The organism is uncultured Xanthomonas sp., assembly GCF_964278005.1.
Lineage (GTDB): Bacteria > Pseudomonadota > Gammaproteobacteria > Xanthomonadales > Xanthomonadaceae > Xanthomonas_A > Xanthomonas_A sontii.
The window spans coordinates 1-26,684 of sequence record NZ_CAXYKF010000027.1; the positions used below are offsets into that span (position 1 = coordinate 1).

Sequence of the window (26,684 nt, forward strand, 5' to 3'; positions counted from 1 at the left end):
CGCCCACGTCCTGCAGCGTGCGCGCCAGGCGGTTGAGCGGATCGTAGTCGTTCTGGGTGGCATGCCCGAGCGCGTCGGTGACGGTCTTGGTGTTGCCGTTGGGATCGTAGCCGAAGTCGGTCGGATCGCCCTGCGCGGTGGCCTGCGTCGCCAGTTGGCCGAGCTGGTTGTACACGCGCGAAAGCGTGCGCTTGAGCGCACCCGATGCGTCCTTGGTGTCTTCCTTGGAACGATTACCGGCATTGTCCAGGGTGTAGTGGATGGTGTTGCCGGCGTTGTCGGCGATATCGGTCAGGCGATGCGCCGCATCGTAGGTGAAGCGGGTGAACGCGCCATCGGGCTGCGTCACCTGCTTGACCAGGCCAGTCGGCCAGTAGTCGATCGCGGTGATGCGGTCATCGCTCTCGCTGCTGTCGTCGGCCCCACGCACCTTGCTGGCGGTCAGCCAGCCGCGCGGGTGATAGGTGTAGTCGGTGACCACGCCGTTGGCGTCCTTCGCCGACAGCACGCGGCCGGCGCCGTCATAGGCCAGGTACTCGGTAACCTGGCCGAGAGCGTTGGTCACCTTCCAAAGGTCGCCCTTGCGGTATGGGCAGGCGGCAGAGGTAGTGGCGCAATTGGGCGCATCCGCCATCCGATAGGTGTAGGTCGTGACGTCCGCCTTGTCTGAGCGCGGCCCATCCACCTTGATCACCAATCCAAGCAGCGGGCATGTGCCTCCGCTGATGTCGTCCTGCTCGCAATAGGTCGTCATACTCTTACGAACGGCCGCAGTCTGCGAGGATTGGAATTGCGTCAAGGCCAACGGTTGGCCACGCGCATTGAAGGTCCGCATGTAGCCTGCCACCGGCTTACCGGCGGCGTCGTACACCAAGCGCCTGGCGATCTGTCCGTAGGTGCTGCGCGTGATCTCGAACCGGCGCTGCTGCGCGGATCCCAAGCCCTCAACGATCGATTCTGAAGGATCGGACGAATATGTGTGCTGCGTGACCGATCCAGTCGCCGCGATGGACTTGATGATCCTCTGGTTCTCGTCGTACTGCTTCGACACCTGACCCGCGGGATCCAGCTCGCTGGTTGGACGGTGATACGCGTCGTCGCGCAGCGTATAGCCGCGTGTTGCGCCGGCAGCAGTGACGACCTGTGTATGCGTCGCGTCGGGATAGCTCACGCGGACGGTATTGACCGGGGTCTGCCCACCGCCTTCGGACTTGTAGATCAACCGGTCCTTGGCGTCGTAGCCAAAGCTCTTTTCGCGTTGCCCCTGCTCATCGACAACACCCGTCAAGACGTTCTGCCCTGCAACCCCGATCAGATCCTGTTCGCCATACAAGAACTGGCGGACCGCGCTAGCGTCCTTCCATATCTTCGACAGATTGCCCGAGGCATCATATTCGAGAAGAACCTCACGATCGGCGCCGGTGACCTTGCTGATCCGGCCATTCACGTACTCGAAGTTCAGCGTCCGCCCCGCCGGCGACGTCAGCCGAACGACTCGACCATCGTCATCACGTTGCACCACGAATGGTGCCTGGCCCATAGGTCCGAATTCGGCGACCCGGCCATCGTCGTTGAATTTGTACTGAAAATTCCCGGACGTATAGATACTACCATTGTCATCGTTGGTCACCCGATCCGCTGGGCGCCCCTCCAAGCCAAAGCCCTCGCCGTCGTCTACAAATAACCTTGAATACGTGCTTGGCGCGACCTCGATGTAAGAATCATTTCCACCGGAAGCCATGCGCTTTTCAAAGTTTAAATCCCACGAGCGGGACTTGGAGTCATACGTAAGCGAAATGGGAAAACCTTCGATGGACAACAGGTCTTCATTGAGGGCATGAGCACCTGTTCCAAGCTGCACGCCCGCCGAGTTACAGCCCTCTTCTCCGCAAGAGAGGTCGAGACGCTGAACGATCTTGTACACATGAGGGTCCATGCACAGTTCCGAAGGTGGATTCGAACTACCCGCCGAACCCCAGTCGCCATCCTCATAATCGCGAGCAACCATACCCTGAGGGCACTGGAAAGGGTCGACACGCGTATAATCTCCAGAAGTTTCGTATGTCTCTCCAGTCTGCCTCACCAAATGGTGCAGATTAAACTTCCGGCCCGAATAAACCACCGCACCGTAATGAGGCGCCCTTGGGTCTGACGGCTGATCACCGCCCATGGTAGGCTTTGTGCCTGAACTCACAGCAGCCCATGAGCCGGAGCTCGCTTTAGGAGTCACCACTTCGCGACCACTTACCACTTCCGGCAAATTCTTCGCCACCACATCAGACAAATCATTTTCCGACTTGCAATGATACCCCTCAGCATAGGGAATCTTGTAATCACAAGGAGACTGGCCAGGCATTCCCTCAGGGCTGAGAGAATACCCTTTATTTAAAAAACTGGCGGGAGGAAGATCTTTTGCCTCATATTCGTAGAGAAGCAAATCCTGCGCCTTATTATCCAGTACATCTGCGTAATATGGACCTTGCCTAATCATGCGCAGTTGACGCCCGTTCGCATCGGCAGTCGCTGCATCGAGTGCGGCTTGAAAGCTCGAAAAACACTGATCCGGACTTCCAGTAACGGACTCCACGTAACAATATTTACTTTCAGCACGAACGCCGAAGGAAGTGGCAAAAAATATCACCAAAGCCGCCACCAGAGCCGAAAATATTCGGCACCCACCGCCAAACAAGACCTGCATGTCAGACTCCCTGTCGTGATCTGATTTCATTGCCCGAAGTACATATACTCGGGCTTTCCATTACGAGATAGCTGCCACCGAAGATTGCGCAGCGATTTCACCGCGACGCAAATTGAGGGTGCTGAGTAATTTTGGTGAATTGCCCGGAGTCTTCAACAGACAGGGCAACAGATTGCCTGGATGCTTGCCGACATGCCGCAAGCTGGAAGTTCTGTTCACATTCAGTCCTTGAACACTTGAACATCGCGGGCGCCACACTACCTCCGAACATATTGCAAGGGCAAGCGTCAATCAGCCCTTCCGCCGAAACCCCGATCCCCCGCCATGAACGCTTCCAGCATGTACGGGATCAGCGCAGCCGCATCGACGGTCTCCCGGTAGGTCTGCCCATGCAGCGCGGCGTTGGGGTCGAGGTCTGTCTTAAGGCTGGCTGGATACGCGAGGGCGATCTTGATGCTTGCAGTCCCGGGTAGCGGCACCCGCCGCAGCGTGCGGCGGTTCTGCAACACGCGTACGCCAGTGCTGCCATTACAAGGCACTTCGCTCTTCGCACTGTCGTTGCTATGTATGCATGCTGTCGTCGCTCTGGGTCATCGCGACGCTCTCTGTGGTTGGCAAAGAAGATCTGCTGGTAAGGCCGTAGCACCAGGTCCCGGTTGATGACAATGCGCGCCGACGACCCGGACCGCGTGGCCGAGGTGGACTGAACATTGAGGTTCCGCCGGGTGAGTTCCTGCCCCACTGGTTCACGGAGTTCTGCAACCCGTTCTGGCTAGCGATGACAATGCGGTTGCAGTCCTGCCGAATGCCGGCCCACACCGTCTCCAGACCCGAATATCCATCCGGATCGGTGCACACGAGGTCGAGCGTGAGCGAAGACGTGCGGGCAGGATGATCCGACACCAGAGCACCTGCAGGCGGCTGTACCCGTAGCTGACCTGGCTGGCGTGGCGTCCGAAAATGCGCGCGCCTGCAGGATAAGCAGGTGCCGGCCGTAGCGGCGTCATACACGGATGGGGTCACTTTGCCGATGACGTCGCCCAGCAAGCTCGTGCCACTTGACACCACAAGCACATCACCGAAGCGCTAGCGATGTAGTGGGCTGCACAAAAAATGCACAGCGGCGAAATCAATCGAAGCCGCCAAAGCACTGAAACTCTTACGCACCCATGGTGCCCGGAGCCGGAATCGAACCGGCATGGGGTTGCCCCCGGCGGATTTTAAGTCCGATGCGTCTACCAGTTTCGCCATCCGGGCCTGGTGGCGCGTAGCGTGCCTGATCGCACGGCGCTTGTGAACTGCAGGGCGCTGCAGATCCGGCAGACGCGCCGAACCGAGACAGCACATGCCGGCATCGACAGGCCTGAGTACCGCCACCGAAAAGTCCCCGGCATCGCCGCCACGGCGGCACCGGGGATGCAAACGGCAAGCGTGATTCGCGGCGCTCAGATCGCGCGCGAGTAGCGCGCCGGCTGGTCGGGCTGGCGCAGGTAGCGGTCGAAGCACATGGCGATCAGGCGCAGCAGCGGGCGGCCGCGGGCGGTGGCCTGGACCACGCCGTCGCGGTAGTCGGCCAGACCGTCCGCGCACAGCGGCGCCAGTGCGCGCAGTTCCTCGCGGAAGTAGCTGGCGAAGTCGATACCGTGGCGCTGCGCCACCGCTGCCGCGTCCACCCGCCCCTGGCACATCAGCTGCTGGATCAGTTCGGCGCGCAAGGCGTCGTCGGCACTGAGCTGCAGGCCGCGCAGCACCGGGCTGTCGCCGGCGTCCACGGCCGCTTCCCAGGCCGGCAGGTCGCGCTGGTTCTGGCTGTAGCTGGCGCCGATGCGGCTGATCGCGCTGACCCCCAGGCCCAGCAGGTCGGTGTCGGCGTGGGTGGTGTAGCCCATGAAGTTGCGGTGCAGGCTGCCCTGCCGCTGCGCGCGCGCCAGGTCTTCCTGCGGCAGCGCGAAGTGGTCCATGCCGATGTACTGGTAGCCGGCCGCCGAGAGCCTGCTGACCGCCAGCCCGAGCAGGGCCAGCTTCTGCTCGGCATCGGGCAGATCGGCGTCTGCGATGCGCCGCTGCGCCTTGAACAGCTGCGGCATGTGCGCGTAGCCGTAGACCGCCAGGCGGTCCGGGCGCGCCGCGATCACCGTCTCCAGGGTCTGTTCGAACCCGGCCAGGGTCTGCCGCGGCAGGCCGTAGATCAGGTCGACGTTGACCGAGCGCATGCCGTGCACGCGGCAGGCGCGCAGGATGTCCAGCGTCTCGTGCACGCCCTGGCGCCGGTTGATCGCCTGCTGCACCAGCGGGTCGAAATCCTGGATGCCCAGGCTGGCGCGATTGAAGCCCAGTTCGGCCAATGCGGCGATGTCCTGCGGCGTCACCGTGCGTGGGTCCAGTTCGATGGACATCTCGCGGTCCGGCGCCTGGCTGAAGCGGAACAGCCCGCGCAGGCCATGCACCAGTTCGCCCAGCGACTCGGGAGCGAGGAAGTTGGGGGTACCCCCGCCCAGGTGCAGTTGCACCACCTCGCGCTCGCCCTCGAAACACGCGGCCATCATCGCCGCCTCGCGCAGCAGCCGCTGCACGTAGGTGCGGCCGCGCTGCGGGTCGCGGGTGATCACCCGATGGCAACCGCAATAGAAGCAGGGATTGCGGCAGAACGGCACGTGCACGTACAGCGACAGCGGCCGCCGCGGATCGCTGGCCTGGACCGCGGCGAACAACTGCGCCGGGCCGAAACCGGTCTGGAAATGCGGCGCGGTCGGGTACGAGGTGTAGCGCGGGCCGGGACGGTCGTAGCGGCGCAGCAGGTCGGCGTCGAAGGTCCAGGCGGCGGAGGAATCGGGCGCGGTCAGAATGTCCATGCCCCGAGCATGCGCGGCGCCCGGCACGGCCGCCTTGACCTGGATCAATCCGCGCACGCAGCCGGCGGCAGCGGCGATGCCGGCTCGAACGGGCGCCAGCTCATCTGGTGGCGGCGCCAGAACGTCTCGGCGATGCGCTGGGCGATGTCGTCGGCCAGCAGCCGCATCGGCATGTTGGGCAGCTCGGCGGTGGTGGCGCGGAACAGGCCCAGCCAGCGCTGGAACAACAGTGCGCTGAGTTCGCGCATGGCCATGTGCCGCGGCATCGGCGCGCCGCGGAAGCGGCGGGTGCCGCGCAGCATCGCCGACCAGAAATCGCACAGCTGCTGCTGGTGCGCGTCCCAGTCCTCGATGTGCGCGGCGAACACCGCCGACAGATCGGCGTCGGCGCGCACGCGGCGGTAGAACGTCTCCACCAGCGCCTGCACCTCGGCCTCGCTGCACAGGTCCGGCCCCGGCAAGGGCATGCCCTCGATCTGGTCCTGCATGGTCCGCTCCACGTCGCTCGACGCCGACAGTCTCCACGCCGCCACCGCGGCGGCCTTGATCAGGATCAATGTCGGCACGGCCGGCACTGCCTAGTCTGCCGCTGCGGCATGCGCCGACGCCGGTGTCGACGGGGGATCGGCGGCCAGGCGGCTGGCAGGCGCGGCGACGTGTGTGGCGCTGCCCCCTTGGCGCATGCCGCATCCTCCTTTCGCGATGGAATCCACCGTCATGGCCTCTCCCGACGATCCGCTGCTCGACCCGCTCGATCCCGGTACGCCACGCCCGCTGGTGCAGCGGCTGGGGGTGATCCTGTGGCCGAGCTTCCTGGTGGCCGGCGCGATGAGCGTGCTGTTCTTCGCCCTGGTCGATCCGCTGGCGCTGCGCGACATCACCTTCCCCGGCCGCCAGCTGAGCCGCGAGCTGGGCTATACGGTGGGTTTCTTCATGTTCTGGCTGGCGACGCTGGCCTCGAGCGTGCTGACCGGCTTCCTGTTGCGTCCGGCGCCGCACGGCGACACCGCGCCGCTGTCCTGAGCCGGCTGCCGATGCCTCGCCCGATCCACTTGCATGTCGTCACCTCGCCCGCAGCCACGGCAGGACCGGCGCCGCCACATCGGTACACGCAGTTCCGACGCGTGGTGCTGTGGCTGCTGTTCGCCGCCTTCTACCTGCTGCCGTGGCTGCGCTGGCAGGGCCGGCAGGCGCTGCTGCTGGACCTGCCGGCGCGGCGCTTCGACGTGTTCGGCTGGACCCTGTGGCCGCACGACGTCGGCTGGCTGCTGCTGGCGCTGGGCGCCGCAGCGGCCTCGCTGGCGGTGCTCACCACCCTGGCCGGGCGCCCGTGGTGCGGTTTCGCCTGTCCGCAGACGGTGTGGAGCCATGCCTTCGCCTGGATCGAACGGCGCTTCGCCGACTGGCCGGCCGCGGCACGGCACCTGCTGTGGGCGACCGTGGCGCTGTGGACCGGGGTCAGCTTCGTCGGCTACTTCGTGCCGATCGCCGACCTGGTCGCGCGCCTGCATCCGTTCGCCTGGAGCGGTGGGGAGACGTTCTGGGTACTGTTCTATGCACTGGCCACCTGGGGCAACGCCGGCTTCCTGCGCAGTCAGGTCTGCCGCTACCTGTGCCCGTACGCGCGCCTGCAACCGCTGCTGTGCGACCGCGACACGCCGCTGGTCGGCTACGACGCGATGCGCGGCGAACCGCGTGGCGCCCGCGCATGCGGCACTGGCAGCATCGCCAAGCGCGGGCGGCGCCTGCTCGACCCCGTCACCGCCCGCGACTATGCCGTGCGCGCCAGCATCGCCCAGCTCGCCGGCCAGGGCGGCAGCCGCGGCGAGGCCCTGGCCGCGTATGCCGGCACCCTGCCCAAGTTCAGCGTCGAACAACTCGGCGACTGCGTGGCCTGCGACGCCTGCGTACAGGCCTGCCCGGCCGGCATCGATCCGCGCAATGGTGCGCATTACGCCTGCACCGCCTGCGGCGCGTGCGTCGAGGCCTGCGACCGCAGCATGGATCGCCACGGTTTCGCCCGCGGCCTGTTGCGTCTGGCCGGTGCCAATGCCATCGATCGCCAGCCGCGGCACTGGTGGCGCCGGCCGCGGCTGCTGGGCGGCGCCGCCACGCTGCTGGCGGCGTTGCTGGCGTGGTGGTGGCTGGCGGCGTGATCCGGGCCGGTTACTCACCGGGTCTGCGGCTTGCGCAGGCGCCAGGCATGGAGATCACTCCGCTTTCCCGGCTCGATCACGAGGCCTCGCGCCGTTGCCCGGGCAGCGTTGAACACGCTCACGGCAGCCGCGGCCGCCGCCTGCGCTGCGCATCCTGCCGTGCGGTCGGCGGTACGCTGGCAGAGCATCGGCGGCGCAACGAGGTGGCTGGCGCTCTTGCCGTCCAACCTCAATCCACTCGCACGGCTGTCCAGATGGCGATGTGCCTGGGTGCAACCAGCACGTCGTCGAGCGCGGCGTTCCACGCTCGACGATAGCGCCGATGCAGTTGCACGTTGAGGACATCGTCGCGATCGGTCCAGGTTTCATGGAGCTGGAACACGGTCGGCCGCTCGGGATCGACGTGTAGCGCCGCACGGACGAAGGTCCGCTCGTGACGCATTGCGTCGAGCACGGGGTCGAGCAGCATGCGGAAGCGATCCACCTGATCCGCTTTGACGTGGAAGGTGATGACGTACGTTTCCGGGAGTGGCTTCGCGTTCATGCGCGCGCTACCGTGAGTCTCGCCTCGGCGACAGGACGAACCAAACCCTGAGCGACCGGATCGGCGACCATTCCCAGCGAGCGCACGACAGATCTACCCGGCAGCCGGCCTGCGACGCCGGCCCGGGCAGCGGCCAGCCAGCTCATGACGCCGCTCGGCTGACGATGTCGCCGGCAAGCCGCGCTGCATGCGTCACCATCACGCCGTGCGCCGCGCCTTCGTAGACGAGCAGTTCGGCGCCGGGAATGGTCGCAGCATAGACACGTCCACTCACCTCGAGTGGCGCGGACGCGTCGCGGTCGCCGTGAATGATCGTGACCGGCAGATGGAGCGCGGCGGCTTCCGCCGACAGGTCGCTCAGCGCGATGGTGCGCTGGAACGCGACCACCGCGCGGCGCGAGCAGTCGAGCACCATGGCGGCCATCCATGCGTTGACGCGGCTCGACGCACCCGGCGCGAAGGGATCGATGTTGGCGTCGATCCAGCCCGACAGATCGGACGCGAGCTGCGCGCACAAATCGTCCACCATCGCCGGCGTGATCCCGGCATCACCGACGACCCGCGGACCGGTCGCACCGACCAGGATCAATCGCGCGATCCGCGTACGACCGTGGCGCGCGAGATAGCGGATCGCCTCGCCGCCAGCGCCCGAATGCGCCACCAGCGTGACGCCTTCCAGGTCGAGCGCCTCGAGGACGGCGGCCAGGTCGTCGGCAAGCGCGTCGTAGCCATAGCCAGCACGGTCGGTCGAGCGCCCGTGGCCATTGCGATCGTACGCGATGGTGCGCAGGCCGGCGGCGTTGAGATGGAGCATGGTGTCGCCCCAGATCCGGCCGTCCATCGCCCAGCCCGCCAGCAAAACCACAGGCGGACCCTCGCCCCAGTCGCGCACGAACAGCGCATGGCCGTCGCCACGCGGGATGAATGCCGGCGTCATGCGCTCTCCTTGTCGAGAAAGCCGATGACGTCGGCGATGCGCCCGTCCGCGGCGAGTCGGGCGATATCGGTTCCAGCGGCGATCGGAGCGCCGTGTTCGGGCGACAGCGTCCAGGAGAAACGCACGAAGGGGCCGTGCGCATCGGGCACGCCGCGCAGCGCGAATCGGTGACCGGGAACCTGTGCGCGGGCAGCTGCGATCATCGCGGCGATGCCGTCATGGCCTGCGCCCGTCATCATCGGATCGGCATAGCAGGCGTCGGGGGTCCAGCCGTCCGCCAAGCGACGGTCGCGCGAGGCCGCATCGGCATCGTTCCATAGCGCAAGATAGGCACGTGCCAGCAGGTCAGGGTCATTCATCGCCATCTCCTCGTCGTTGATGGGTCGAGCATGCCGATGCCGCTCGGACGCTGCGATTACCTCGCAGGTAATGGCACCACCGCCGCAGGCCGGTAGGATGAGGACATGACCACACGCGCGATCACTGTTGGCGACGTGCTGCGCGACTGGCGGGCCAGGCGCAGGCTGAGCCAACTCGATCTGGCCTGCGCGGCAGAGGTGTCCACGCGGCATCTGAGCTTCGTCGAGAGCGGGCGAGCGGCTCCCAGCCGCGACCTGCTGCTGCGCCTGGCCGCACCGCTGGCGATGCCGCTCAGGGAACAGAACCGGCTGCTGCACGTGGCGGGCTATGCGCCAGTGCATGGCGAGCGCGCCCTCGACACACCCGACATGGCGGCCGCGCTGGCGGCCGTCGACACGGTTCTACGCGCGCACGCCCCGTTTCCCGCCCTTGCGGTCGACCGTCACTGGAACCTGGTGTGCGCCAACGAGGCGGCGACCGCGCTGCTGGTCGGCATCGATCCGACGTTGCTGACCGCACCCGTCAACGTGCTGCGGGCCACGCTCCACCCCAATGGCCTGGCGCCACGCATCGTCAACCTGGCCGAATGGCGGCACCATCTGCTGGCCCGGCTTCGCCTCGAGATCGACCATTCGGCCGATCCAGCACTCGAAACCCTGCATGCCGAACTCAACGGGTTCCCCTGCCCGGCCAGCGATCGCCCACCCGGGCCTACCGAACGGATCGCGGTGCCGCTTTCGATCCGCAGCGGAACAAGCGGAAGCGTCCTGTCGTTTCTGTCCACCACGACCGTCTTCGGCACCGCAACCGACGTGACACTGGCCGAGCTGACACTGGAATGCTTCTACCCTGCCGACGATGCGACCAGGCAGGCGCTCCTGGCCAGCTCGCTTGCGTGAGCGGACGCCGGGCGTGTTCGTGATGCCGGGAAGTCGTCGCGCAGGGCCGGGGCCGGCGCTCTTCGGAAAAGACGAATCGCGGAAACGAAAAAAAGGAGCCGCGGCTCCTTTTTCGGGGTTTCACCCGCCTCGCAAGAGGCACGTGACGCAATTTGGAGCGGGAAACGAGACTCGAACTCGCGACCTCAACCTTGGCAAGGTTGCGCTCTACCAACTGAGCTATTCCCGCTTGGGAGCCGCGCATTCTACACGCCTCCCCGGAGGTGCGCTAGCCCTTCGTTGCAAAAAAATGTCCGCCGCCGGCCGGCACGGTGCCAGGTCGCGATTCGGCCCTTCCGGTTCGCGGTTCTGCGGCAGGGTCGGATCGGCAGCGGCCCTGTGCGCGCCGGGTCGGGCGGCCGCCGGCCGATGCCACACGCAACCTCGGCCGTCCAAGCCCGAACGCACCGAACGGTGGCCATGGCGGCATTCGGCTGGGCACTGCCACCTCGCTGAATCGGAACCCCACTGCCGGAAACTGGAGCGGCGTCTTTCCGACGCAAACAACAAGACGCTCCCCGCGGCATTGGAACCGGCGGTCAGCCTGCATCGCGAGACGCCTTCTCTGCGGCAATGCGTCCCCGATGGCATCGCGCCGGCGACCCGCCACCACGGAACCACGCAACCAGCGCGCTACTTCAGCGGATTCTCCGGCTCCCTGCCCCGCAGTGCCTTGTCCTGCCGGCAGGTCTTCAAGGGCTGGGCCGTCGCCGACTCGATCGCGGTCACCTCGCGGGTGTCGTCACGCGCATGCACCTTCAGGCAGGCGCAGCCGTAGCCAGCGCTGCCCGTCCCGGTCGCCACCCAGCGCGCCTGGGAGAACGTCGGCCATGTGCCCTCGGCCTGGTGCCCGCCCTGCTGGCCGACCGTCCACTCGCCGTCCTTGTCCACGAGCGTGGCGTTGCCTGGCGAGGGATTGTCGAACCAGCCGCAACGCGTGACGGCACCGGCAGGCGGCGTGGCATCGGCGACAGCGCACAGGCCGGTCATGGCAGCCAGGGCCGCACCGAACACGCTGGCGAAACGCAAAACAGGTCGCGATGGATGCATGACATCAGGATCGAGGGACGAGACCGGCATCATCGCAAATCGGCGCCCGCCGGCGCTGCCGGGAGGCCCTGCAGGCGGCGAGGCACAGCGCCGATGCCGCCTCTCCTGTTCGATGCGCTGCCGCCGCGCGATCGCAGTGCCGTCGTGTGTCCGTTCTACGACCTGTCCTGGTTCGACACCGTCGGCCGCCAGCGGTTCGTGCAGTACAAGCAGCGCTTCTGGGCGGCGGCGCCGTAGCGGCGACGCAGCGTCGCCGGCGCCGGGCGCACCGCGGTCGCGGTAGGGAAAACCGCAACTGGCTCGTCTATCTACCGCAACGTCGCCCTGCGGGAGACGCTGCCGCGCGCTGCTGCCGGGTCCCGCACCGTCTTTCCAGAGCATCCGCTGCATGCAGACCCTGATCCAACGCGGCATGGCCGCCCTTCGCCAGAACGACGTCGACGGCCTGTACAGGCTGTGGTCCGGCACGACCGTGCTCAACCATCTGCAGGAGGCCGACCTCGAGGTGCTGATGCAGCGCTGCGACGCCCGGATCCAGGCCGTGCCGGGCGACGCGGCGCCATGGCGGCTGAAGTGCCTGATCTACCTCGACCGCAGCGCGCACTTCACCAGCGACCGCCGGCAGGCGCTGCGCACCGTCGCCGAGTGGGCCGGACGTGCGATCGGCCTGGCCCCGCACGACGCCGAGGCGCACCGCCTGCTCGGCAGCGCGCACTACTGGCTGGACGAACCCGCATCGGCGATCAGCGCCTACCGCAACGCCCACGCGCTGCAGCCGCAGGTGGACCTGCAGGTCCGCCTGTTCGAGATGGAATCGCTGCCTGCCGGGCAGTCGCCGCAGCTGCTGCAGCTGGACTTCCGCGACGGCAACGCCTGCCACTACTACAGCGCCGGCGTCTCCATCGGCAAATGGAAACACGCCGGAATGGAGCCGGCCGATGCCGGCTACGTCGACGCGGTGCAGTTCGCCCTCTACGAGCACGGCACCACGCTGTTCCGGCAAGCCCTGGAACAGGGCGAGGCCGCCACCTGCAACACCGACACGCATACCTTCGCGATGTGCTGCAACAATCTCGGCCTGCTGTACCTGGACCGGGGCCTGTACGCGCAGGCGCAGGCCATCCTCGAAGAAGGGCTGCGCCACAGCCAGTTCCAGTTCCTGTACCAGAACCTGCGCGAGGCCTATCGCCACCAGGGCATGCGCGCCGAGGCTGCGGATCTGGCGCTGACCCTGATGATGGACTACGAACTGGACACGCCGCTGTTCCTGGATTGCGCGCAGGCGGCATGCAGCCATCTCAATCGCGTCGGCCGCCATGCCGACGTGCTGGAAATCGCCGATGCGGCGCAGGAAGAGTTCGAGGCGTTGCCCGACGAGGCCCAGGCCGATCCGGAACTGCTGCGGATGTATGCGCTGGTGCAGGCGCACCACCGTCTCACCGCGGCGCGGGCGCTGGGCCGGCTGCAGCCGGAGCATGTGGATACCGCCCTGTCGCAGGCGGCAGCGGATGCGAATCCGCACGACCTGGACACGCTGTTCGTGCACGCCAGCGCACTCGGCGAGGCGCGCGACTACCCGGCCGCGGTCGACGCGTACGGCACGCTGATCACCCAGGCCTCGCAGCGGCAGGACCTACAGGCGCTCAAGCGCGCGCGGCACGGGCGCGGCTACCTGCTGCTGTACTATCTGCCCGACGCCAAGGCCGCACTGCAGGACTTCCTCGCCGTGCAGCGCGACGGCACGGACGACTTCTACACGCACTACTACCGGGCCAACTGCCATTACGTGCTCAAGGACTACCGCAGCGCACTGCCGGCCTGCGACGCGGCACGCGCCTTGCTCGACGACGCGGTGGTGCAGGCGGACCTCGGCTCGGCGGCGCAGCTGTACATGATGCAAGCCAATTGCCACATGAACCTCGGTGCCTATCCCGCGTCGGTCGCCGCCTTCGAGCGCTCGCTGGCGCTGCACGAGCGTGCGGACGTGCGCGAGAGCTACGAGCTGGCCCGGCAACTGGCCGCCAAACCAAAGAAGGGCTTGTTCGGACGACTGTTCTCGTGACCGCCACGGCATGCCACGTTCCGGGCACTGCCGGCCTGACGGCGTCATTCCCGTGCCGCGGCCGCATGCGGCCGTACCTGTCCTGACGCAGCCGTCGTGTCGCTGCGCTGCGCGCTGCTCGGGCTGAGTCTGCTGCTTGGTGGCTGTGCGGCATCGGCCCCGACGCCGCTGGAACACCAGGTCTACGTCTGGCAGCGGCAATGGAGTGGCGCGCACGCGGTGGCGCTGGCACAGACCCGCGCGGACTTCTCGACGTTGCGCGTACTCGCGCTGCAGGCGCATCCCCGCGCCGGCTGGGGTCCCGCCGCGGTGGATCTGCGGCAGCTCGCCGCCGATGGCCGCCCGGTGATCGCGGTGGTGCGGCTGGACGGGCAACTGCCGCAACTGGACGCGACGCGCATCGAGGCCGAGGTGCTGCAGGTGGTACGCACTTGGCGCGCCGCCGGCGTGGCGCTGCGCGGCGTGGAGATCGACCACGACTGCGCCACCGCGCGTCTGCCCGCCTATGCGGCGCTGCTGCGGCAACTGCGCGGCGCGCTGCCGGCGGACCTGGCGCTGAGCATCACCGCCCTGCCCGCCTGGCTGGACAGTCCGGCACTGACCGCAATGCTGCGCACGGTCGACAGCTCGGTGCTGCAGGTGCATGCGGTGAACGCACCGACGGCCGGCCTGTTCGATCCGGTGCAGGCGCGACGCTGGGCCGACCGTTACGCCCAGCGCAGCGCCACGCCGTTCTGGCTGGCCTTGCCGGCCTACGGCGTGGCCCTGGTCGACGGCACCGACACCGACACTGCACCGCTGATCGAAAGCGAGGTGCCGCTGGCGGCGAGCGGCGCACGCCACGAACTGCGCGTGTCGCCGCAGCAGCTCGCCGCCTTCGTCGATGCGCTGCGCGCCCGTCGCCCGCCGCACCTGGCCGGCATCGTCTGGTTCCGCCTGCCGCTGCCGGGCGACCGCCGCGCCTGGCCGCTGGCGACGCTGCAGGCGGTGGTGCACGGACGTCCGCTGCAGGCGGCCGTGCAGGTGCAGGCCAGCGGCACCGGCCTGGTCTACGACCTGACGCTCGCGAACGATGGCACGACCGCGGCCACGCCGCCGCAGCGCGTGGTTCTGCGCGGCAGCGCCTGCGAAGCCGGCGACGCACTCGGCGATTACCGGCTGCAATGGCCGGCACCGTCGCCCCGCTTCGAACGCACTCGCGCATCCCAACCCCTGGCCGCCGGAGAACGCCGTGCGCTCGGCTGGGTCCGCTGCCGCCGCCTGCACACAGGTGCCATCGATGTCCTGCCGTGATCCCCGACCCGCGGCCACGCCTGCCGCCGCGCTGATGCTGCTCCTGCTGCCGCTGGGCGGCGCCCGCGCCTGCGGCCCGGAGTTCCCGTACCGCCTGCTCGACGATCGTGCCGGCGCGCTCGCGCAATTGCCCGAAGGCAGCTTCGCTCGCGAAGTGCAGCGCCTGGGCGCACCGATCGACGGCCTCGGCCGCGCCGGCACGGCGACCCTGCCGCGCTACTGGGACGCCAGCGCGCAGTTCCCGCAGCAGCGCGACGACGTCGAACGCAGGCAAGTGGGCACCGCGCGGTTCGCCCGGATCGAACAACTGCGCGCGCTGGACGACGCGCAGCAGGCCGAGCGCGACGGCGCCGACCTGCCACCGGAACTGCGCCTGTACACCGCCGGCGCGGTGGCGTTCGCGCAGGGGCATTATCCACAGGCAACGGACTACTTTCGCCAGGTGCTGGCGCTGCCCGAGGCACAGCGCCGGGCGCGCAGCACGTGGGCCGCCTATTCGCTGGGACGCAGCCTGGCGCTGGCCGCCGACGGCGCGCTGGCCGGCGATGCCGTGGCGCAGCGGCAGTCGTACCGGCAGCAGGCGCGGCAGGCCTTCCAGCAGACCCGCGCGTTACGCCTGGCCGGATTCGACGATCCGCTGGAGCTGGGCATCGCCAGCCTCGGCGAGGAGGCGCGTCTGCTGCTCGCCAGCGGCGACTGGAACGGCGCGATCGGCCTGTACGCGGTGCAGGCGGCACAGGGCTCGGACACCGGCATGAGTTCGCTCAAGCAGGTGGCCGCCGATCTCGCCCGCCGCAGCGATGCCGAACTGGCGCCGCTGCTGCGACAGCAGGCGGTGCGGCGGCTGTTGATCGCCCGGCTGCTCAGCGACAGCCACGCCTTCGATGCCGACTCCGGCAGCGTACTGACCTCGACGCGCTTCCTGAATTTGTTGCAGGACGCCGCGGGCGATCCGATGGAAGACGCCGACCGCCTGGCCGCGCTGGCCTATCGCCAGGGCGATTACCCCGGCACCGCGCGCCTGCTCGCGCATGCCGGCGACAGCGGCCTGGCCTGGTGGCTGCGCGCCAAGATGGCACTGCGCGACGGCGACGCCGCGCGCGCCGCACAGGCCTACGCGCAGGCATCCCGGCGCTTCCCGCCGAACGAGGACTGGGGCACGCGCCGCAATGGCGACTGGAGCAACGAGACGCTCAAACCGCAGTGCCGCATCGAGGGCGAAGCGGCGATCCTGGCGCTGCAACGCGGCAGCTACGTGGAGGCGTTCGCACAGCTGTACCGCAGCGGCGACCTCTACTGGGAAGACGCCGCCGCGGTCGCCGAGCGCGTCCTCACCGTGCCGGAACTGCAGGACTACGTGGATCGCCACGTTCCCGCCACGCCGCCGTCCACCGCGAACGCGGCGCCGGCGTATTGGGAACGGACGCCGGCCCTGAAACTGCGCGAACTGCTGGCGCGCCGGCTGATGCGCGACGGCCGTTACGACGCGGCGCTGCCCTACTTCGCCCAGCCCGAATTGCGCGAGGCGGCGCGCCGTTATCGCGATGCGCGGCGGCAAGGCGCATCGGCCTGGACCGGCCTCGGCCGCGCCGAGGGCAATTACCGGGCCGCCCTGATCGCGCGCCGCCAGGGCATGGAACTGCTGGGCTACGAAATGGGGCCGGACAACCGGGTCTACGCCGGCAACTATGCCGAAGCCACGGCGCATGCGCAGCTGCGCCCCGGCGGCCTGATCGCCGCCGCCGAAGCGCAGCGCTGGAACACCACCGCCGCGCAGCCTTACCGCCGCTACCACTACCGCTGGATCGCCGCCGCCCTGGCCGATCGCGCCGCCGACGACCTGCCCGCACGCAGCCAGGCCTACGCCGCCGCGCTGTGCCAGGCGACCGACTGGCTGATCACCATCGACCCGGCGCAGGCGCGTCGGTCCTACCAGCGCTATGTCGCGCACGGCGCACTCAATCCGGTGCCTGGCAAGGCCTATGTGTTCGGCGTAGGCGCCTGCGAGACGCCGGATTTCGAGGGCGCGCGGCGGCGCCTGTGGATCGAGCGCGGCCAGGCCGTACGCCAGTTCGTGCACACGCAACGGCTCGCCCTGTGCGCGGCCGGCCTGGCGCTGCTGGCCGCGGCAGGCTGGCTGGTGCGCCGGCGCATGCAGCGCAAGGCACGGACAGTCGCAGCGCAAACGCCGCAGGACTGAGCCCGCGGCGCGGGTCGGCCGCGATCCGCGCACGAGCGCATTGCTTGCCACCACCGGCGAAACCGTCAGGCCTGCACTGCGCCGCTCCGACCAATCCCCAATCCCGACTCCCCAACCCCGAAGGTAGGGATCGCCGCCCCCGCTCGTCTCTTCAACAGGACTTTCCTGTTTACCGCTGGAATCGCGTCGATGCATGCGGCGCCGGCCGCTCTGTCGTCCTGGACGACCGTTCTCCCGATGCAGCACCGCACCACGCGCGACAAGCACGTCATCGCTCGCGGCATGCGCCGCGTGGCGTTCACGTGCCTGCGCCAGTCCCGCAGACATGCGGCCTGGAGACTGCGCTCAGTTCCAGCAGTACCAAACCAGGCAGGCGATCGTCAGCGCAACCGGGCAGCACAGGCGCACGCTGCGGCGGCGGCTCAGCAGCGCGTGCACGGCCTGCAACAGCACCAGCACCGCCGGCACGCACAGGCCGACCAGCCACCCGTTGCCGCTGTCCTGGAAATTGGCGGAGGACAACTGCGGATCGGCACCGTCCCCCCATGCGTACGGGCTACCGGACACGGCATACAGCAGCAGCATGCCCAACGCATAGCCGCTCCAGGACAGCGCCTGCGCGGCGATCGCCACGGCCTTGCGCGCAGCTGCCATCGCGCGGCCTCACTCGCACACGAACAAGGTGCCGGCGGCCGGATCGGCACTGCCCGGACGCAGCGGCTTCGCTTCGCACCGCGCGACGTCGCCGACACGCCGCGAGACCTGCACCCTGCCGTCAGGCCCGTATCCACACACCAGATAGAGGCCATGCGGATCGGGCGCATCGAAGCGCCAGACCGACACGCCCGCATCGCCGGGGCGGCGCGCGTCCTCGTTGCTCGGCACCAGTGCAGCCATCTCGCGCTGCGGCCCGGAATAGACGCCGCTGGAGAACAGCCGCAGCGGCGGCGCGGCGGCCAGATCGACGCGGGCGCCGGCCGGCACGTCGGGGCTCTGCAGCTGTGCCTCGGCGATGCGCAGGCGCTCGGGGCACTGCAGCGTCTCCCTGGCCGCGGCGGGCGCAGCGGACACGGCGATGAGCAGCGGCAGCGCGCAGCGCGCCGTGGCGGACATTCCCTTCGACACCATCACACGCTCCCTGTCGGCTGCAGGATCGAGACCGGCAAAGACCTCGGCCTTCGCCTCGCACGCCCGGCGGCACAGCCGACCACTGCTGCAGGCCACATCGCCAGGCCGCGCATACGGTGCCTCCGACATCGCCAAAGGTCAACGCGACGACACGACGCGCAGCGGGCGTCATTGCGTGCGTTGGCGCCATTCCCTGCATTCCCCCGCCCCATCCACCCGCAGAAGAGAACCCCGATGCAAAGCACGACCCACGACTACAGCCAGTACAGCCCGAAATGGCAGTTCCGCTTCAGCTTCTACGACACCCACGGCGAACCCAAGTCGGCGACCTTCAAGGAAGCGATGAAAGCGCTGCCATTCAAGGAGAAGCTGCGTCTCAACACTGCGACGCCCACGACGACTGCTACTACGGCGAACAGCGACGTGTCATGGCCACGGCCACATATCGCCGGTGAAGCGGCGTGTGCGCGATGGCGAGAGGCGTCATCGCGCACACGCTTCGCGCAGGTCGTTCCCCACGCCATCGCGCAATGGCGGCACGTTCTGCGCGATTGCGGAAAGGTGCACGCACTGCACAATGCAAAAGGGCCGCAGAAAGCGGCCCTTTTGCATTACATCGAACTGGAGGCCTGGGTCGGAATTGAACCGGCGTACGCGGATTTGCAGTCCGCTGCATAACCACTCTGCCACCAGGCCGGTGGACTGACGTCTCGCCGCAACGCCTGTGGCGTCCGACAAAAACAAAGCCCCGCTGCCGGGGCCCTTGCGGCGGGAACCGGACGATGCCTTGCGGCTCTCGTCCAACGCGTTGATTCAAAAGATGTTTTTGAATCAGCCCGGCGCACAACGGACTGCATTGTGTACCAAGCTCCCCGGCTTGGCAACCCTGGGTTGCGCGCGCGCAGACGTTGCCGGGATCCGAATGCGCGCCTCGCGTGTGCAGATGGCGCCGCGTCGCGACTGGAATGCCGACCACAGCGCCACGCCAGCGGCGGTAGACAAGCGCCGCATCGCGCGGATCCGCGCACGATGGGCATGCCGCCGCGCTCTAGCATGGCGCCACACCCAAACGAGACATCGCCATGAACCGATGGACACGCTGGAGCGGGACCGCGCTGTGCCTGGCCGCGAGCGCCACCGCCGCCGCGCAGACCTGCGCGCTGCAGACGCAAACGGTCGACCTGCCGCTGGCCTCCAGGGCCATGCCCAAGTTCGCTTACCAGGTGCGGGTGCAGCTCGGCAGCGATGCCGACGGCCGCAGCAAGGGCAGTCAGGTGCTGGAGGTGGATACCGGCTCCACCGGCGTGGTGGTGCCGCTGAGCGACGCGTTGCGCAGCGCCTGGGACGCGTCCAGCACGCCGGGTCACATCTTCTACTCGAGCGACAGCAAGTATCACCCCGGCAAGTACGTGGACGTGCCGATGCAACTCGGTGTCTCGCCCGACGGCAAACGCGCCGCCGCGCGGGTGGACCGCATCACCGTGCTGGCCGCGCAGTGCACCTGCGATGTCGCCAGCGTGGCCCAACAACCCAAGCCGCTGACACAGGTGCCCGCCACCTGCGCCGGTTACGACGGCAGCCCTGCGCTGAGCAGCAGCACGCAGGTGCTGCGCAACTGCAGCACCATCTCGCCGACCTTCGGCATGATGGGCGTGGGCTACGACCGCGGCGTCGATGCCGCGCGCAATCCGTTCCTCAACCTGGCGCAGATGCGCGCGCAGCGCATGAGCCCCGGCTACATCGTCAGTGCCAAGGGCATCACCCTGGGCGTCAGCCAGGCGGCGCTGAAGGGATTCGCACTGGTACCGCTGCAGCGCGGCGGCGCCACCGCCGATGCGCCGGGCGACTGGCAGGCGCCCAGTGCCTGCGCCAGCTTTCCCGGCAGCGGCAGCGACTACCGCGTCTGCGGCAAGTTGCTGCCCGATACCGGCGTGTCCTACATGATGCTCAACCCGGTGGTGCCGCCGGCCACGCCCGCGAGCATGCAACAGACCGTGGAGATGTCAGGCCATCCGACGCGCGTGGTGCCGGATGCCACCCAACTGCGGCTCGACGTCGTCGACGCGAAGGGGCAATCGGTGTTCGGTTACAACTTTGCGGTCGGCGACGGCAAGGCGGCGACCCCGGACAGCGTGCAGTGGCGCGGGCCGCTGAAGACGCCGCCGGCCCACATCAACAGCGGCCGCCATTTGCTTGCCGCCGGCGACTACGCCTACGACGCGGCCTGCGGGCATGCCGGCTTCCGTGCGGCCACTCCAAGGCCCTGAGGCGGCACAAGAACGCAGGGGCGCATCTATCGCGTCACGGTCGTGTCTGTATGACGCGCTCGACGCTGGCGCGCGCGGGCAGCGCACGGCGGCGAGTACATGCCGATGCAGCGCCCGCTGCATCCTCAACGCGGCCACGGTGCCTGCGTGTTGATCCAGCCGAGATTGCGCATGGCGAACGGCGCGTCCCATTCAACGTGGAGCAGCCGGCAACCTGCATGCGAACCACACCCCAACGCGGGCGTGGCAGGCCAAGGCAGCGAGCTGGATCGCTTCCGGCAACGGCGAGTGGCACGGCCATCCGGCAACGCGATGCGATGCGATGCGATGGCCAACTGACGCAGTGCAGTTCGCCATCGCGTTGCTGGCGACCGCATGAAGCGAAACGGCCCTGCGCGACGGCTCGACGCGCATGCACGCATCTGCCAATGCAGCGCATCCGCCCAAAACGAAAACAGGACCCGAAGGTCCTGTTTTCATGATCTGGAGCGGGAAACGAGACTCGAACTCGCGACCTCAACCTTGGCAAGGTTGCGCTCTACCAACTGAGCTATTCCCGCTTGAGGCCGCGAATTCTACCGGGACCACGCAGCCTGTCAACCGTTGCCTTCGATTTTTTTCGCGTTCTTTTCCGCCATCGCCGCGCGCTCGTCGTCGCGCAGGCTCGGCCAGGCCGCATGCAGGTACTGGATGCCCGAAAACAGGGTCAGGATCGACGCGATCGCCAGGGTCCAGTCGCCGACGTGGAAGATGAACAAGCCCATCCACACGCTCTCCGGCGGCGAGCCGTCGGGCATCACCGAGTACAGCAGGCACAGCAGCGCCACCATCTGCGCGGTGGTCTTGATCTTGCCGATCATCGCCACCCGCACCTTGGCGCGCTGGCCGATCTCGGCCATCCATTCGCGCAGCGCCGACACCGCGATCTCGCGGCCGACGATCACCGCCGCCCAGAACGCCATCCACGGCGTGGGGTGGCCCTGCACGATCAGGAACAGCGCCACCGCCACCATCAGCTTGTCGGCCACCGGATCCAGGAACGCACCGAACGCGGAGTACTGGTGGTAGCGCCGCGCCACCCAGCCGTCCAGCCAGTCGGTGAACGCGGCCAGGCCGAAGATCGCCGCCGAGGCGAAGTTGGTCCAGGTGTACGGCAGATAGAACACCAGCACCAGCACGGGGATCATCACGATCCGCAGCAGCGTGAGCCAGGTGGGGATGGTCAACTTCATTGCGCTGCTCTACTCGCCTGCCGGATCGGGGACCGGCAGCCCGTGCAGGTTAGCGTAGATTCGTGCAGCCAGTGCGTCGTTGATGCCTTCCACCCGCGCGATCTCGGCCTCGCCGGCGGCCTTGAGTCCGGCCAGCCCGCCGAAATGCTTGAGCAGGCTGGCGCGGCGCCGCGGGCCGATGCCGGGGATGTCCTCCAGCTTGCTGGTCATCCGTGCCTTCTGGCGGCGCCCGCGGTGGCCGGTGATGGCGAAGCGGTGCGCCTCGTCGCGCACCTGCTGGATGAACTGCAGCGCCGGCGACGCCGCGCCCGGGCGCAGCTCGCGCCCGTCCGGCATCACCAGGGTCTCGTGGCCGGCACGGCGCTCGGCGCCCTTGGCCACGCCAATCAGCAGCACCCCGTCCACGCCCAGGTCGGCCAGCGCACCGGTGGCCTGCGCCAGCTGTCCGGCGCCGCCGTCGATCAGCAGCACGTCCGGCAGCACCGCATCGCCCTTGCCCTCGCCTTCGGCGGCGCGGCGGAAGCGGCGCTCGATCGCCTGGCGCATCGCCGCGTAGTCGTCGCCCGGCTCGATGCCGCTGATGTTGTAGCGCCGGTACTGGCTGCGCACCGGGCCGCTGGCGTCGAACACCACGCAGGAGGCCACCGTGGCCTCGCCCATGGTGTGGCTGATGTCGAAGCATTCCACCCGCTTGACCGGCTCGGCCAGGCCGAGCATCTCGCGCAGCGCCTCGCTGCGCGCGTGCTGGGCGTTGCGGCTGGTCAGTTCGGTGACCAGGGTGGCCTGGGCGTTGCGGCTGGCCAGTTCCAGGTAGCCGGCGCGCTCGCCGCGCACGTTCCACTTCAGCTGCACCTTGCGCTCGGCGGCCGAACTCAGCGCCGCCTCGATCAGCTCGGCGTCGGGAATCTCGCGGTCCAGCAGCACCTCGCGCGGCGGCGCGTGCTCGACGTAGTACTGCGACACGAACGCGCCCAGCACCTCGGCGGCGCTGTCCTCGCCATTGGTCTTGGGGAAGAACGCGCGGGTGCCGAGATTGCGCCCGTCGCGGAACGCCAGCAGCAGCACACAGGCGTTGGCGCCCTGGGTGGCGCAGGCCAGCACGTCGAGGTCGGCGGCGCGGCCGTCCACGTATTGCCGGCTCTGCATGCTGCGCAGCGAGCCCAGCAGATCGCGCAGGCGCGCGGCGCGTTCGAACTCCAGACGTTCGCTGGCGGCCTGCATCGCCTGCACCAATTCCTCACCGAGCTGATCGCTGCGCCCTTCCAGGAACAGCGTGGAGCGGCGCACCGCCTCGGCGTACTCGTCGGCCGCCACCAACGCCACGCACGGCGCGCTGCAACGGCCGATCTGGTACTGCAGGCACGGCCGCGAACGATTGCGGAACACGCTGTCCTCGCAGCTGCGCAGCTTGAACAGCTTATGCATCAGGTTCAGCGTCTCGCGCACCGCGGTGACGCCGGGATACGGCCCGAAATAGCGCCCGGGCACCGCGCGCGGGCCACGGTGCAGGGTGATCCGCGGCCACTCCTCGCGGGTCAGCAGCACGTAGGGATAGCTCTTGTCGTCGCGCAGCGACACGTTGTAGCGCGGCGACAGCGACTTGATCAGCTGGTTTTCCAGCAGCAGCGCCTCGCCCTCGCTGCGGGTGACGGTGACGTCCATGCGCGCCACCTGCGCCAGCATGGCCATGGTCCGCGCGTTCTTCGGCGAGCCGCTGAAGTAGCTGGACACGCGCTTGCGCAGCGCGCCGGCCTTGCCGACGTAGAGCAAGGTGTCGTCGGCGGCATACATGCGGTAGACGCCGGGCGCGGTACTGAGGTTGGCGGCAAAGGCCTTGCCGTCGAACGCGGGCAATGCGGGGGTACTCATTCGCCGATCGCGAGGTCGCGCAGTTCGCCGCTGGCGATGTCGTAGCGCAGCACCGCATGCGCATCGGTCTCGGCGATCCACACCGTGCCGGCGCTGACCGCCAACCCGCCCGGGCCATGCAGGCGCCGCGGCAAGGCCGCGGTGGACAGTTCGCCGCCGCCCAGACGCAGGCTGCGCAGACTACCGTTGCCGCTGTCGGCGATCCACAGCAGCGGCGCGTCCGGGCTCAGCGCGATCGCCTGCGGGAACTGCAGGCGGGCACGGCTGCGCGGCCCGTCCTCGTTGCCGAAATCCCACGGCCCCTGGCCGCCGAGCAGGGTCTGCACCAGGTCGCCGCGCAACTGCATCGAGCGCACCGCCGAGCCCAGCGCATCGCACACGTACAGCACCTGCTGCACCGCGGCCAGGCTGCACGGCTGCGCGAACGCGGCCAGGTGGCCGCTGCCGTCGCGCAGCTCCAGCGCGCCGGCACCGGCGCGCCAGCGCAGGCTGCGGCTGCCCAGGTCGTAGCTCCAGATGCGGTTGTCGCCGGCCATCGCCAGGTGCACCTGGTTGTCGGCGATCACCACGTCCTGCGGATGGTTCAGCGGCGCCAGCAGCGGTTGCTCCACCGGGCCTTCGACCGGCTCGCCGGCGCGGCCGTTGCCGCACAGCGTGTCGACCTGGCCGGTGAGCAGGTTGATCCGGCGCAGCGCATGGTTGCCGGTATCGGCCACGTACAGCACGCCGCGCTCCAGCGCCAGCCCGCGCGGGCGGTGGAACGCCGCCTCGCCGATCGCGCCGTCGATGAAGTCCGCGGTGCCGATGCCGAACTGGCGCAGCACGCGGCCGCTGGTGCTGCATTCGAGGATGCGGTGATGGCCGCTGTCGGCGACGTACAGGCGATCCTCGGCCACCGCCAGGCCGGTCGGGAAGCGCAGCGGCAGGCGCGGCTCCGGCTGGGTCTCGCGCGCGTCGCGCAGGTCCTCGTCCAGCGGCAGCGGCTGCCCGGCGCAGAGCGCGTGCAGCGCCTTGTCCAGTTCCGCGCCACCGATGCCGACCAGGCGCTCGCGCTCCACGCCGCCGGCGTCGATCAGCACCAGGGTCGGCCAGGCCTGGACGCCGAAGCGCTGCCAGGCGGCCCAATCGGCATCGAGCAGGACCGGCGCGGACACGCCCTGGCTGCGCAGCAGCTTCAGCGCCCGCTGCGGCTCGCGCTCGCTGTCGAAGCGCGGCACTTGCACCACGATCACCTGCAGGCGTCCGGGATTGCGCGCCTGCCACTGGCCGAGTTCGGCCAGACGCTGCGCGCACCAGACCGAGGCGGCGTTGACGAAGGCCAGCACCAGCGCCCGGCCCTGCAGATCGCGCAGGCGAATGGGCTCGGCGTTGAGCCAGGCGCCGGACGCGGGGAGTTCCAGGGCGGCGATGGAATTCATCGGCCGATTATGCCGGAGCCGAGGTCGACGGACAGTCGCGCCACGCTGCCGGCGGCGGCTTCGTCTACCAGTTGCCAGACCTGCTCGAACTGGGCGCTGCCGCCGGTGTACGGATCCGGGATCTCGCGATGGCCGTGCACCCCGGCCCACGGCAGCCACAGGGCCACGCGCTCGTGCGCCGCCGCCGGGGCGCGCTGACGCACGTCGCGCAGGTTGGCCGCGTCGGCGCACAGGATCCAGTCGAACTCGGCAAAGTCGCGGTCGCGCAGTTGCCGGGCGCGCAGGCCGGCGATGTCCACGTCATGGGCGGCGGCGCAGGCGACCGCGCGCCGGTCCGGCGGCTCGCCGCGGTGCCAGTCGCCGGTGCCGGCCGAGTCGACCTCCACCACACTCGCCAGCGGCGAGCGCTGCAGGTGGTGGCGCAGCGCGCCCTCGGCCATCGGCGAACGGCAGATGTTGCCCAGGCACACCAGCAGCAGCTTCATGCCTGCCCCTGCAGGTAGGCCTCGGCGCGCGCCAGGTCCTCGGGCGTGTCCACGCCCGGCGGGAACGGCGCCGGCGACAACGCCACCGCGATGCGGAACCCGGCTTCCAGCACCCGCAACTGCTCCAGCGACTCGATCCGCTCCAGCGTGCCCGGCGGCATCGCCGCGAACCGGCGCAGGAAGCCGGCACGATAGGCGTAGATGCCGATATGCCGCAGCCACGGGCCGGGCAGCGGCAACTGCGTCTGCGAGGCGGCGAAGGCGTCGCGGTGCCAGGGGATCGGTGCGCGGCTGAAGTACAGCGCATCGCCGGCGGCGCTGCGCACCAGCTTGACCACGTTGGGATCGAACAGGTGCTCGGCCGCGTCCACCGGGGTGCCCAGGGTCGCCATCTCGGCGCCGCTGTCGGCCAGGGTCCGGGCCACCGCGACGATGCCGGCCACCGGCGCGAACGGCTCGTCGCCCTGCAGATTGACCACCAGGGTCGCATCGTCCCAACCGGCGATGTCGGCGCACTCGGCCAGGCGGTCGGTGCCGGAGGCGTGGTCGGCAGAGGTATTGGCCACATGCACGCCGTCCAGGTCGGCCACGGCGGCGGCGATGCGGGCATCGTCGGCGGCTACCCACACCTGGGTGGCACCGGCGGCGAGGGCACGCCGCGCCACGTGGCGGACCAGCGGCTCGCCGCCGAGCGCACGCAAGGGCTTGCCCGGCAGCCGCGAGGCGGCGTAGCGGGCCGGGATGGCGACGACGAACGGCGGCACGGCGGCGCTCATGCGCGGGTGGCGCCGGCAGCGGCGCGCGTGCGCCGGGGATATCGCGAGAAGACCGTCATCGAAAGCTCTCCGCATGGTTGGCCGAAACGGCCTGGTGGACGCCGGGCAGCTGCCCGGTGGCCGCCGCACGCCGCAACGGCACTGAGGGTCATTGTATCGACCACGTCGGGATCGCCGGTGTGCAGGTGGTGGCGCCGGCCGGCGACCGCACGCGCGCCCTGCCCCGCGGCGCGGAAAGCGTCGGCGTGCTGCGGCTTGCGCTCACGTCGCGCGCGCCGCACGCGCGCCGTGTTGGCGCCCATCTGTGGCGAGGAAGCGCGAGGAGGTGGTTCGCCCCTCACCCCGTAGCGATGACACGGCGTCGTGCGCGCAGCACCAGTGCCCTGGGGGCTGAAGATGGCGGACGCACCGCTGGGGCC

The 26,684-nt window shown here is 68.9% G+C and carries 22 protein-coding genes, 4 tRNA genes and 2 pseudogenes; 8 read left to right on the forward strand and 20 right to left on the reverse strand.

Annotation, left to right across the window (positions count from 1 at the left end; genetic code table 11):
- The 6 genes and pseudogenes from ACHWVH_RS19545 to ACHWVH_RS19570 all read right to left on the reverse strand — a co-directional run.
- Positions 1-2,698 (reverse strand): annotated as a pseudogene (locus tag ACHWVH_RS19545) (hypothetical protein); the annotation flags it as partial.
- A gap of 287 nt (positions 2,699-2,985) precedes the next feature.
- Positions 2,986-3,204 carry a DUF2274 domain-containing protein gene (locus tag ACHWVH_RS19550; RefSeq protein ID WP_394687823.1) on the reverse strand — a complete coding sequence of 73 codons (219 nt, stop codon included), beginning with the start codon at positions 3,202-3,204 and terminating at the stop codon, positions 2,986-2,988.
- Positions 3,205-3,314: 110 nt separating this feature from the next.
- Positions 3,315-3,769, reverse strand: a pseudogene (locus ACHWVH_RS19555) (TrbI/VirB10 family protein); the annotation flags it as partial.
- 99 nt (positions 3,770-3,868) lie between these two features.
- A tRNA-Leu gene (locus ACHWVH_RS19560) sits at positions 3,869-3,955 on the reverse strand.
- Between the two features lie 188 nt (positions 3,956-4,143).
- Positions 4,144-5,550, reverse strand: a complete 1,407-nt coding sequence (gene hemN, locus ACHWVH_RS19565) for an oxygen-independent coproporphyrinogen III oxidase (RefSeq protein WP_394687799.1) — start codon at positions 5,548-5,550, stop codon at positions 4,144-4,146.
- A gap of 44 nt (positions 5,551-5,594) precedes the next feature.
- Complete coding sequence (locus tag ACHWVH_RS19570; protein WP_295973594.1) at positions 5,595-6,125, reverse strand: group III truncated hemoglobin; 531 nt, start codon at positions 6,123-6,125, stop codon at positions 5,595-5,597.
- Between the two features lie 142 nt (positions 6,126-6,267).
- Between ACHWVH_RS19570 and ACHWVH_RS19575 the strand changes: the two genes are divergently transcribed.
- Together ACHWVH_RS19575 and ACHWVH_RS19580 are read left to right on the forward strand one after the other, a co-directional pair.
- On the forward strand, positions 6,268-6,573 hold the full coding sequence (locus ACHWVH_RS19575; protein WP_394687800.1) for a hypothetical protein: 306 nt from the start codon (positions 6,268-6,270) through the stop codon (positions 6,571-6,573).
- 101 nt (positions 6,574-6,674) lie between these two features.
- Positions 6,675-7,706, forward strand: a complete 1,032-nt coding sequence (locus tag ACHWVH_RS19580) for a 4Fe-4S dicluster domain-containing protein (protein WP_394687801.1) — start codon at positions 6,675-6,677, stop codon at positions 7,704-7,706.
- A gap of 229 nt (positions 7,707-7,935) precedes the next feature.
- Here the strand turns inward: ACHWVH_RS19580 and ACHWVH_RS19585 are convergent, their stop codons facing one another.
- From ACHWVH_RS19585 to ACHWVH_RS19595, 3 genes are all read right to left on the reverse strand, one after another.
- On the reverse strand, positions 7,936-8,250 hold the full coding sequence (locus tag ACHWVH_RS19585) for a putative quinol monooxygenase (protein WP_394687802.1): 315 nt from the start codon (positions 8,248-8,250) through the stop codon (positions 7,936-7,938).
- Positions 8,251-8,392: 142 nt separating this feature from the next.
- Positions 8,393-9,187: an alpha/beta fold hydrolase gene (locus tag ACHWVH_RS19590; protein ID WP_394687803.1), complete on the reverse strand. Its 795-nt coding sequence runs from the start codon at positions 9,185-9,187 to the stop codon at positions 8,393-8,395.
- Positions 9,184-9,546 carry a nuclear transport factor 2 family protein gene (locus ACHWVH_RS19595; protein ID WP_394687804.1) on the reverse strand — a complete coding sequence of 121 codons (363 nt, stop codon included), beginning with the start codon at positions 9,544-9,546 and terminating at the stop codon, positions 9,184-9,186. Before ACHWVH_RS19595 ends, ACHWVH_RS19590 begins: the two co-directional genes overlap by 4 nt.
- Before the next feature lie 105 nt (positions 9,547-9,651).
- Between ACHWVH_RS19595 and ACHWVH_RS19600 the strand changes: the two genes are divergently transcribed.
- Positions 9,652-10,446 (forward strand): helix-turn-helix domain-containing protein, encoded by a 795-nt coding sequence (locus ACHWVH_RS19600; RefSeq protein WP_394687805.1) that lies wholly within the window; start codon positions 9,652-9,654, stop codon positions 10,444-10,446.
- Between the two features lie 153 nt (positions 10,447-10,599).
- Here the strand turns inward: ACHWVH_RS19600 and ACHWVH_RS19605 are convergent.
- Positions 10,600-10,675 (reverse strand) — tRNA-Gly (locus ACHWVH_RS19605).
- A 443-nt stretch (positions 10,676-11,118) separates the two neighbouring features.
- Positions 11,119-11,565, reverse strand: coding sequence for a DUF4087 domain-containing protein (locus ACHWVH_RS19610; RefSeq protein ID WP_394687806.1), 447 nt, complete (start codon positions 11,563-11,565; stop codon positions 11,119-11,121).
- Positions 11,566-11,628: 63 nt separating this feature from the next.
- Here ACHWVH_RS19610 and ACHWVH_RS19615 point away from each other — a divergent pair, with 63 nt between their 5' ends.
- The 4 genes from ACHWVH_RS19615 (at position 11,629) to ACHWVH_RS19630 (ending at position 17,090) form a co-directional block, all read left to right on the forward strand.
- Positions 11,629-11,772 (forward strand): hypothetical protein, encoded by a 144-nt coding sequence (locus tag ACHWVH_RS19615; protein ID WP_267113786.1) that lies wholly within the window; start codon positions 11,629-11,631, stop codon positions 11,770-11,772.
- Between the two features lie 151 nt (positions 11,773-11,923).
- Positions 11,924-13,597, forward strand: coding sequence for a hypothetical protein (locus ACHWVH_RS19620; RefSeq protein ID WP_394687807.1), 1,674 nt, complete (start codon positions 11,924-11,926; stop codon positions 13,595-13,597).
- Between the two features lie 96 nt (positions 13,598-13,693).
- Positions 13,694-14,890: a DUF3142 domain-containing protein gene (locus ACHWVH_RS19625; protein WP_394687808.1), complete on the forward strand. Its 1,197-nt coding sequence runs from the start codon at positions 13,694-13,696 to the stop codon at positions 14,888-14,890.
- Between the two features lie 34 nt (positions 14,891-14,924).
- The gene (locus ACHWVH_RS19630; RefSeq protein ID WP_394687809.1) at positions 14,925-17,090 is read left to right on the forward strand and encodes a hypothetical protein; all 2,166 of its coding nucleotides are present in this window, start codon (positions 14,925-14,927) and stop codon (positions 17,088-17,090) included.
- A gap of 345 nt (positions 17,091-17,435) precedes the next feature.
- Here the strand turns inward: ACHWVH_RS19630 and ACHWVH_RS19635 are convergent, their stop codons facing one another.
- From ACHWVH_RS19635 to ACHWVH_RS19645, 3 genes are all read right to left on the reverse strand, one after another.
- Positions 17,436-17,744, reverse strand: coding sequence for a hypothetical protein (locus tag ACHWVH_RS19635; RefSeq protein ID WP_394687810.1), 309 nt, complete (start codon positions 17,742-17,744; stop codon positions 17,436-17,438).
- Between the two features lie 9 nt (positions 17,745-17,753).
- On the reverse strand, positions 17,754-18,347 hold the full coding sequence (locus tag ACHWVH_RS19640) for an STY0301 family protein (RefSeq protein WP_394687811.1): 594 nt from the start codon (positions 18,345-18,347) through the stop codon (positions 17,754-17,756).
- A 493-nt stretch (positions 18,348-18,840) separates the two neighbouring features.
- Positions 18,841-18,914, reverse strand: a tRNA-Cys gene (locus tag ACHWVH_RS19645).
- A gap of 386 nt (positions 18,915-19,300) precedes the next feature.
- Between ACHWVH_RS19645 and ACHWVH_RS19650 the strand changes: the two genes are divergently transcribed.
- A complete protein-coding gene (locus tag ACHWVH_RS19650; protein ID WP_394687812.1) occupies positions 19,301-20,485 on the forward strand; it encodes a hypothetical protein in 1,185 nt (394 codons plus the stop codon).
- A gap of 484 nt (positions 20,486-20,969) precedes the next feature.
- Here the strand turns inward: ACHWVH_RS19650 and ACHWVH_RS19655 are convergent.
- The 6 genes from ACHWVH_RS19655 to kdsB form a co-directional block, all read right to left on the reverse strand.
- Positions 20,970-21,045, reverse strand: a tRNA-Gly gene (locus tag ACHWVH_RS19655).
- A gap of 36 nt (positions 21,046-21,081) precedes the next feature.
- A complete protein-coding gene (pgsA, locus tag ACHWVH_RS19660) occupies positions 21,082-21,717 on the reverse strand; it encodes a CDP-diacylglycerol--glycerol-3-phosphate 3-phosphatidyltransferase (RefSeq protein WP_394687813.1) in 636 nt (211 codons plus the stop codon).
- A gap of 9 nt (positions 21,718-21,726) precedes the next feature.
- Positions 21,727-23,586, reverse strand: a complete 1,860-nt coding sequence (gene uvrC, locus ACHWVH_RS19665) for an excinuclease ABC subunit UvrC (protein WP_295927981.1) — start codon at positions 23,584-23,586, stop codon at positions 21,727-21,729.
- Positions 23,583-25,004 carry a redoxin domain-containing protein gene (locus ACHWVH_RS19670; RefSeq protein WP_152237407.1) on the reverse strand — a complete coding sequence of 474 codons (1,422 nt, stop codon included), beginning with the start codon at positions 25,002-25,004 and terminating at the stop codon, positions 23,583-23,585. Before ACHWVH_RS19670 ends, uvrC begins: the two co-directional genes overlap by 4 nt.
- Positions 25,001-25,489 carry a low molecular weight protein-tyrosine-phosphatase gene (locus tag ACHWVH_RS19675; RefSeq protein ID WP_017917314.1) on the reverse strand — a complete coding sequence of 163 codons (489 nt, stop codon included), beginning with the start codon at positions 25,487-25,489 and terminating at the stop codon, positions 25,001-25,003. Before ACHWVH_RS19675 ends, ACHWVH_RS19670 begins: the two co-directional genes overlap by 4 nt.
- Positions 25,486-26,265, reverse strand: coding sequence for a 3-deoxy-manno-octulosonate cytidylyltransferase (gene kdsB / locus ACHWVH_RS19680; protein WP_267081569.1), 780 nt, complete (start codon positions 26,263-26,265; stop codon positions 25,486-25,488). The genes ACHWVH_RS19675 and kdsB overlap by 4 nt, the downstream gene beginning before the upstream one ends.
- Positions 26,266-26,684 lie beyond the last annotated feature (419 nt).

Bases quoted from the DNA above. Each gene is read 5' to 3' on its own strand.
- hemN (WP_394687799.1), bottom strand. From the start codon at position 5,550: ATGGACATTCTGACCGCGCCCGATTCCTCCGCCGCCTGGACCTTCGAC.
- ACHWVH_RS19575 (WP_394687800.1), top strand. From the start codon at position 6,268: ATGGCCTCTCCCGACGATCCGCTGCTCGACCCGCTCGATCCCGGTACG.
- ACHWVH_RS19585 (WP_394687802.1), bottom strand. From the start codon at position 8,250: ATGAACGCGAAGCCACTCCCGGAAACGTACGTCATCACCTTCCACGTC.
- ACHWVH_RS19590 (WP_394687803.1), bottom strand. From the start codon at position 9,187: ATGACGCCGGCATTCATCCCGCGTGGCGACGGCCATGCGCTGTTCGTG.
- ACHWVH_RS19595 (WP_394687804.1), bottom strand. From the start codon at position 9,546: ATGAATGACCCTGACCTGCTGGCACGTGCCTATCTTGCGCTATGGAAC.
- ACHWVH_RS19600 (WP_394687805.1), top strand. From the start codon at position 9,652: ATGACCACACGCGCGATCACTGTTGGCGACGTGCTGCGCGACTGGCGG.
- ACHWVH_RS19610 (WP_394687806.1), bottom strand. From the start codon at position 11,565: ATGCCGGTCTCGTCCCTCGATCCTGATGTCATGCATCCATCGCGACCT.
- ACHWVH_RS19615 (WP_267113786.1), top strand. From the start codon at position 11,629: ATGCCGCCTCTCCTGTTCGATGCGCTGCCGCCGCGCGATCGCAGTGCC.
- ACHWVH_RS19620 (WP_394687807.1), top strand. From the start codon at position 11,924: ATGCAGACCCTGATCCAACGCGGCATGGCCGCCCTTCGCCAGAACGAC.
- ACHWVH_RS19630 (WP_394687809.1), top strand. From the start codon at position 14,925: ATGCTGCTCCTGCTGCCGCTGGGCGGCGCCCGCGCCTGCGGCCCGGAG.
- ACHWVH_RS19635 (WP_394687810.1), bottom strand. From the start codon at position 17,744: ATGGCAGCTGCGCGCAAGGCCGTGGCGATCGCCGCGCAGGCGCTGTCC.
- ACHWVH_RS19640 (WP_394687811.1), bottom strand. From the start codon at position 18,347: ATGTCGGAGGCACCGTATGCGCGGCCTGGCGATGTGGCCTGCAGCAGT.
- ACHWVH_RS19650 (WP_394687812.1), top strand. From the start codon at position 19,301: ATGAACCGATGGACACGCTGGAGCGGGACCGCGCTGTGCCTGGCCGCG.
- pgsA (WP_394687813.1), bottom strand. From the start codon at position 21,717: ATGAAGTTGACCATCCCCACCTGGCTCACGCTGCTGCGGATCGTGATG.
- uvrC (WP_295927981.1), bottom strand. From the start codon at position 23,586: ATGAGTACCCCCGCATTGCCCGCGTTCGACGGCAAGGCCTTTGCCGCC.
- ACHWVH_RS19670 (WP_152237407.1), bottom strand. From the start codon at position 25,004: ATGAATTCCATCGCCGCCCTGGAACTCCCCGCGTCCGGCGCCTGGCTC.
- ACHWVH_RS19675 (WP_017917314.1), bottom strand. From the start codon at position 25,489: ATGAAGCTGCTGCTGGTGTGCCTGGGCAACATCTGCCGTTCGCCGATG.
- kdsB (WP_267081569.1), bottom strand. From the start codon at position 26,265: ATGAGCGCCGCCGTGCCGCCGTTCGTCGTCGCCATCCCGGCCCGCTAC.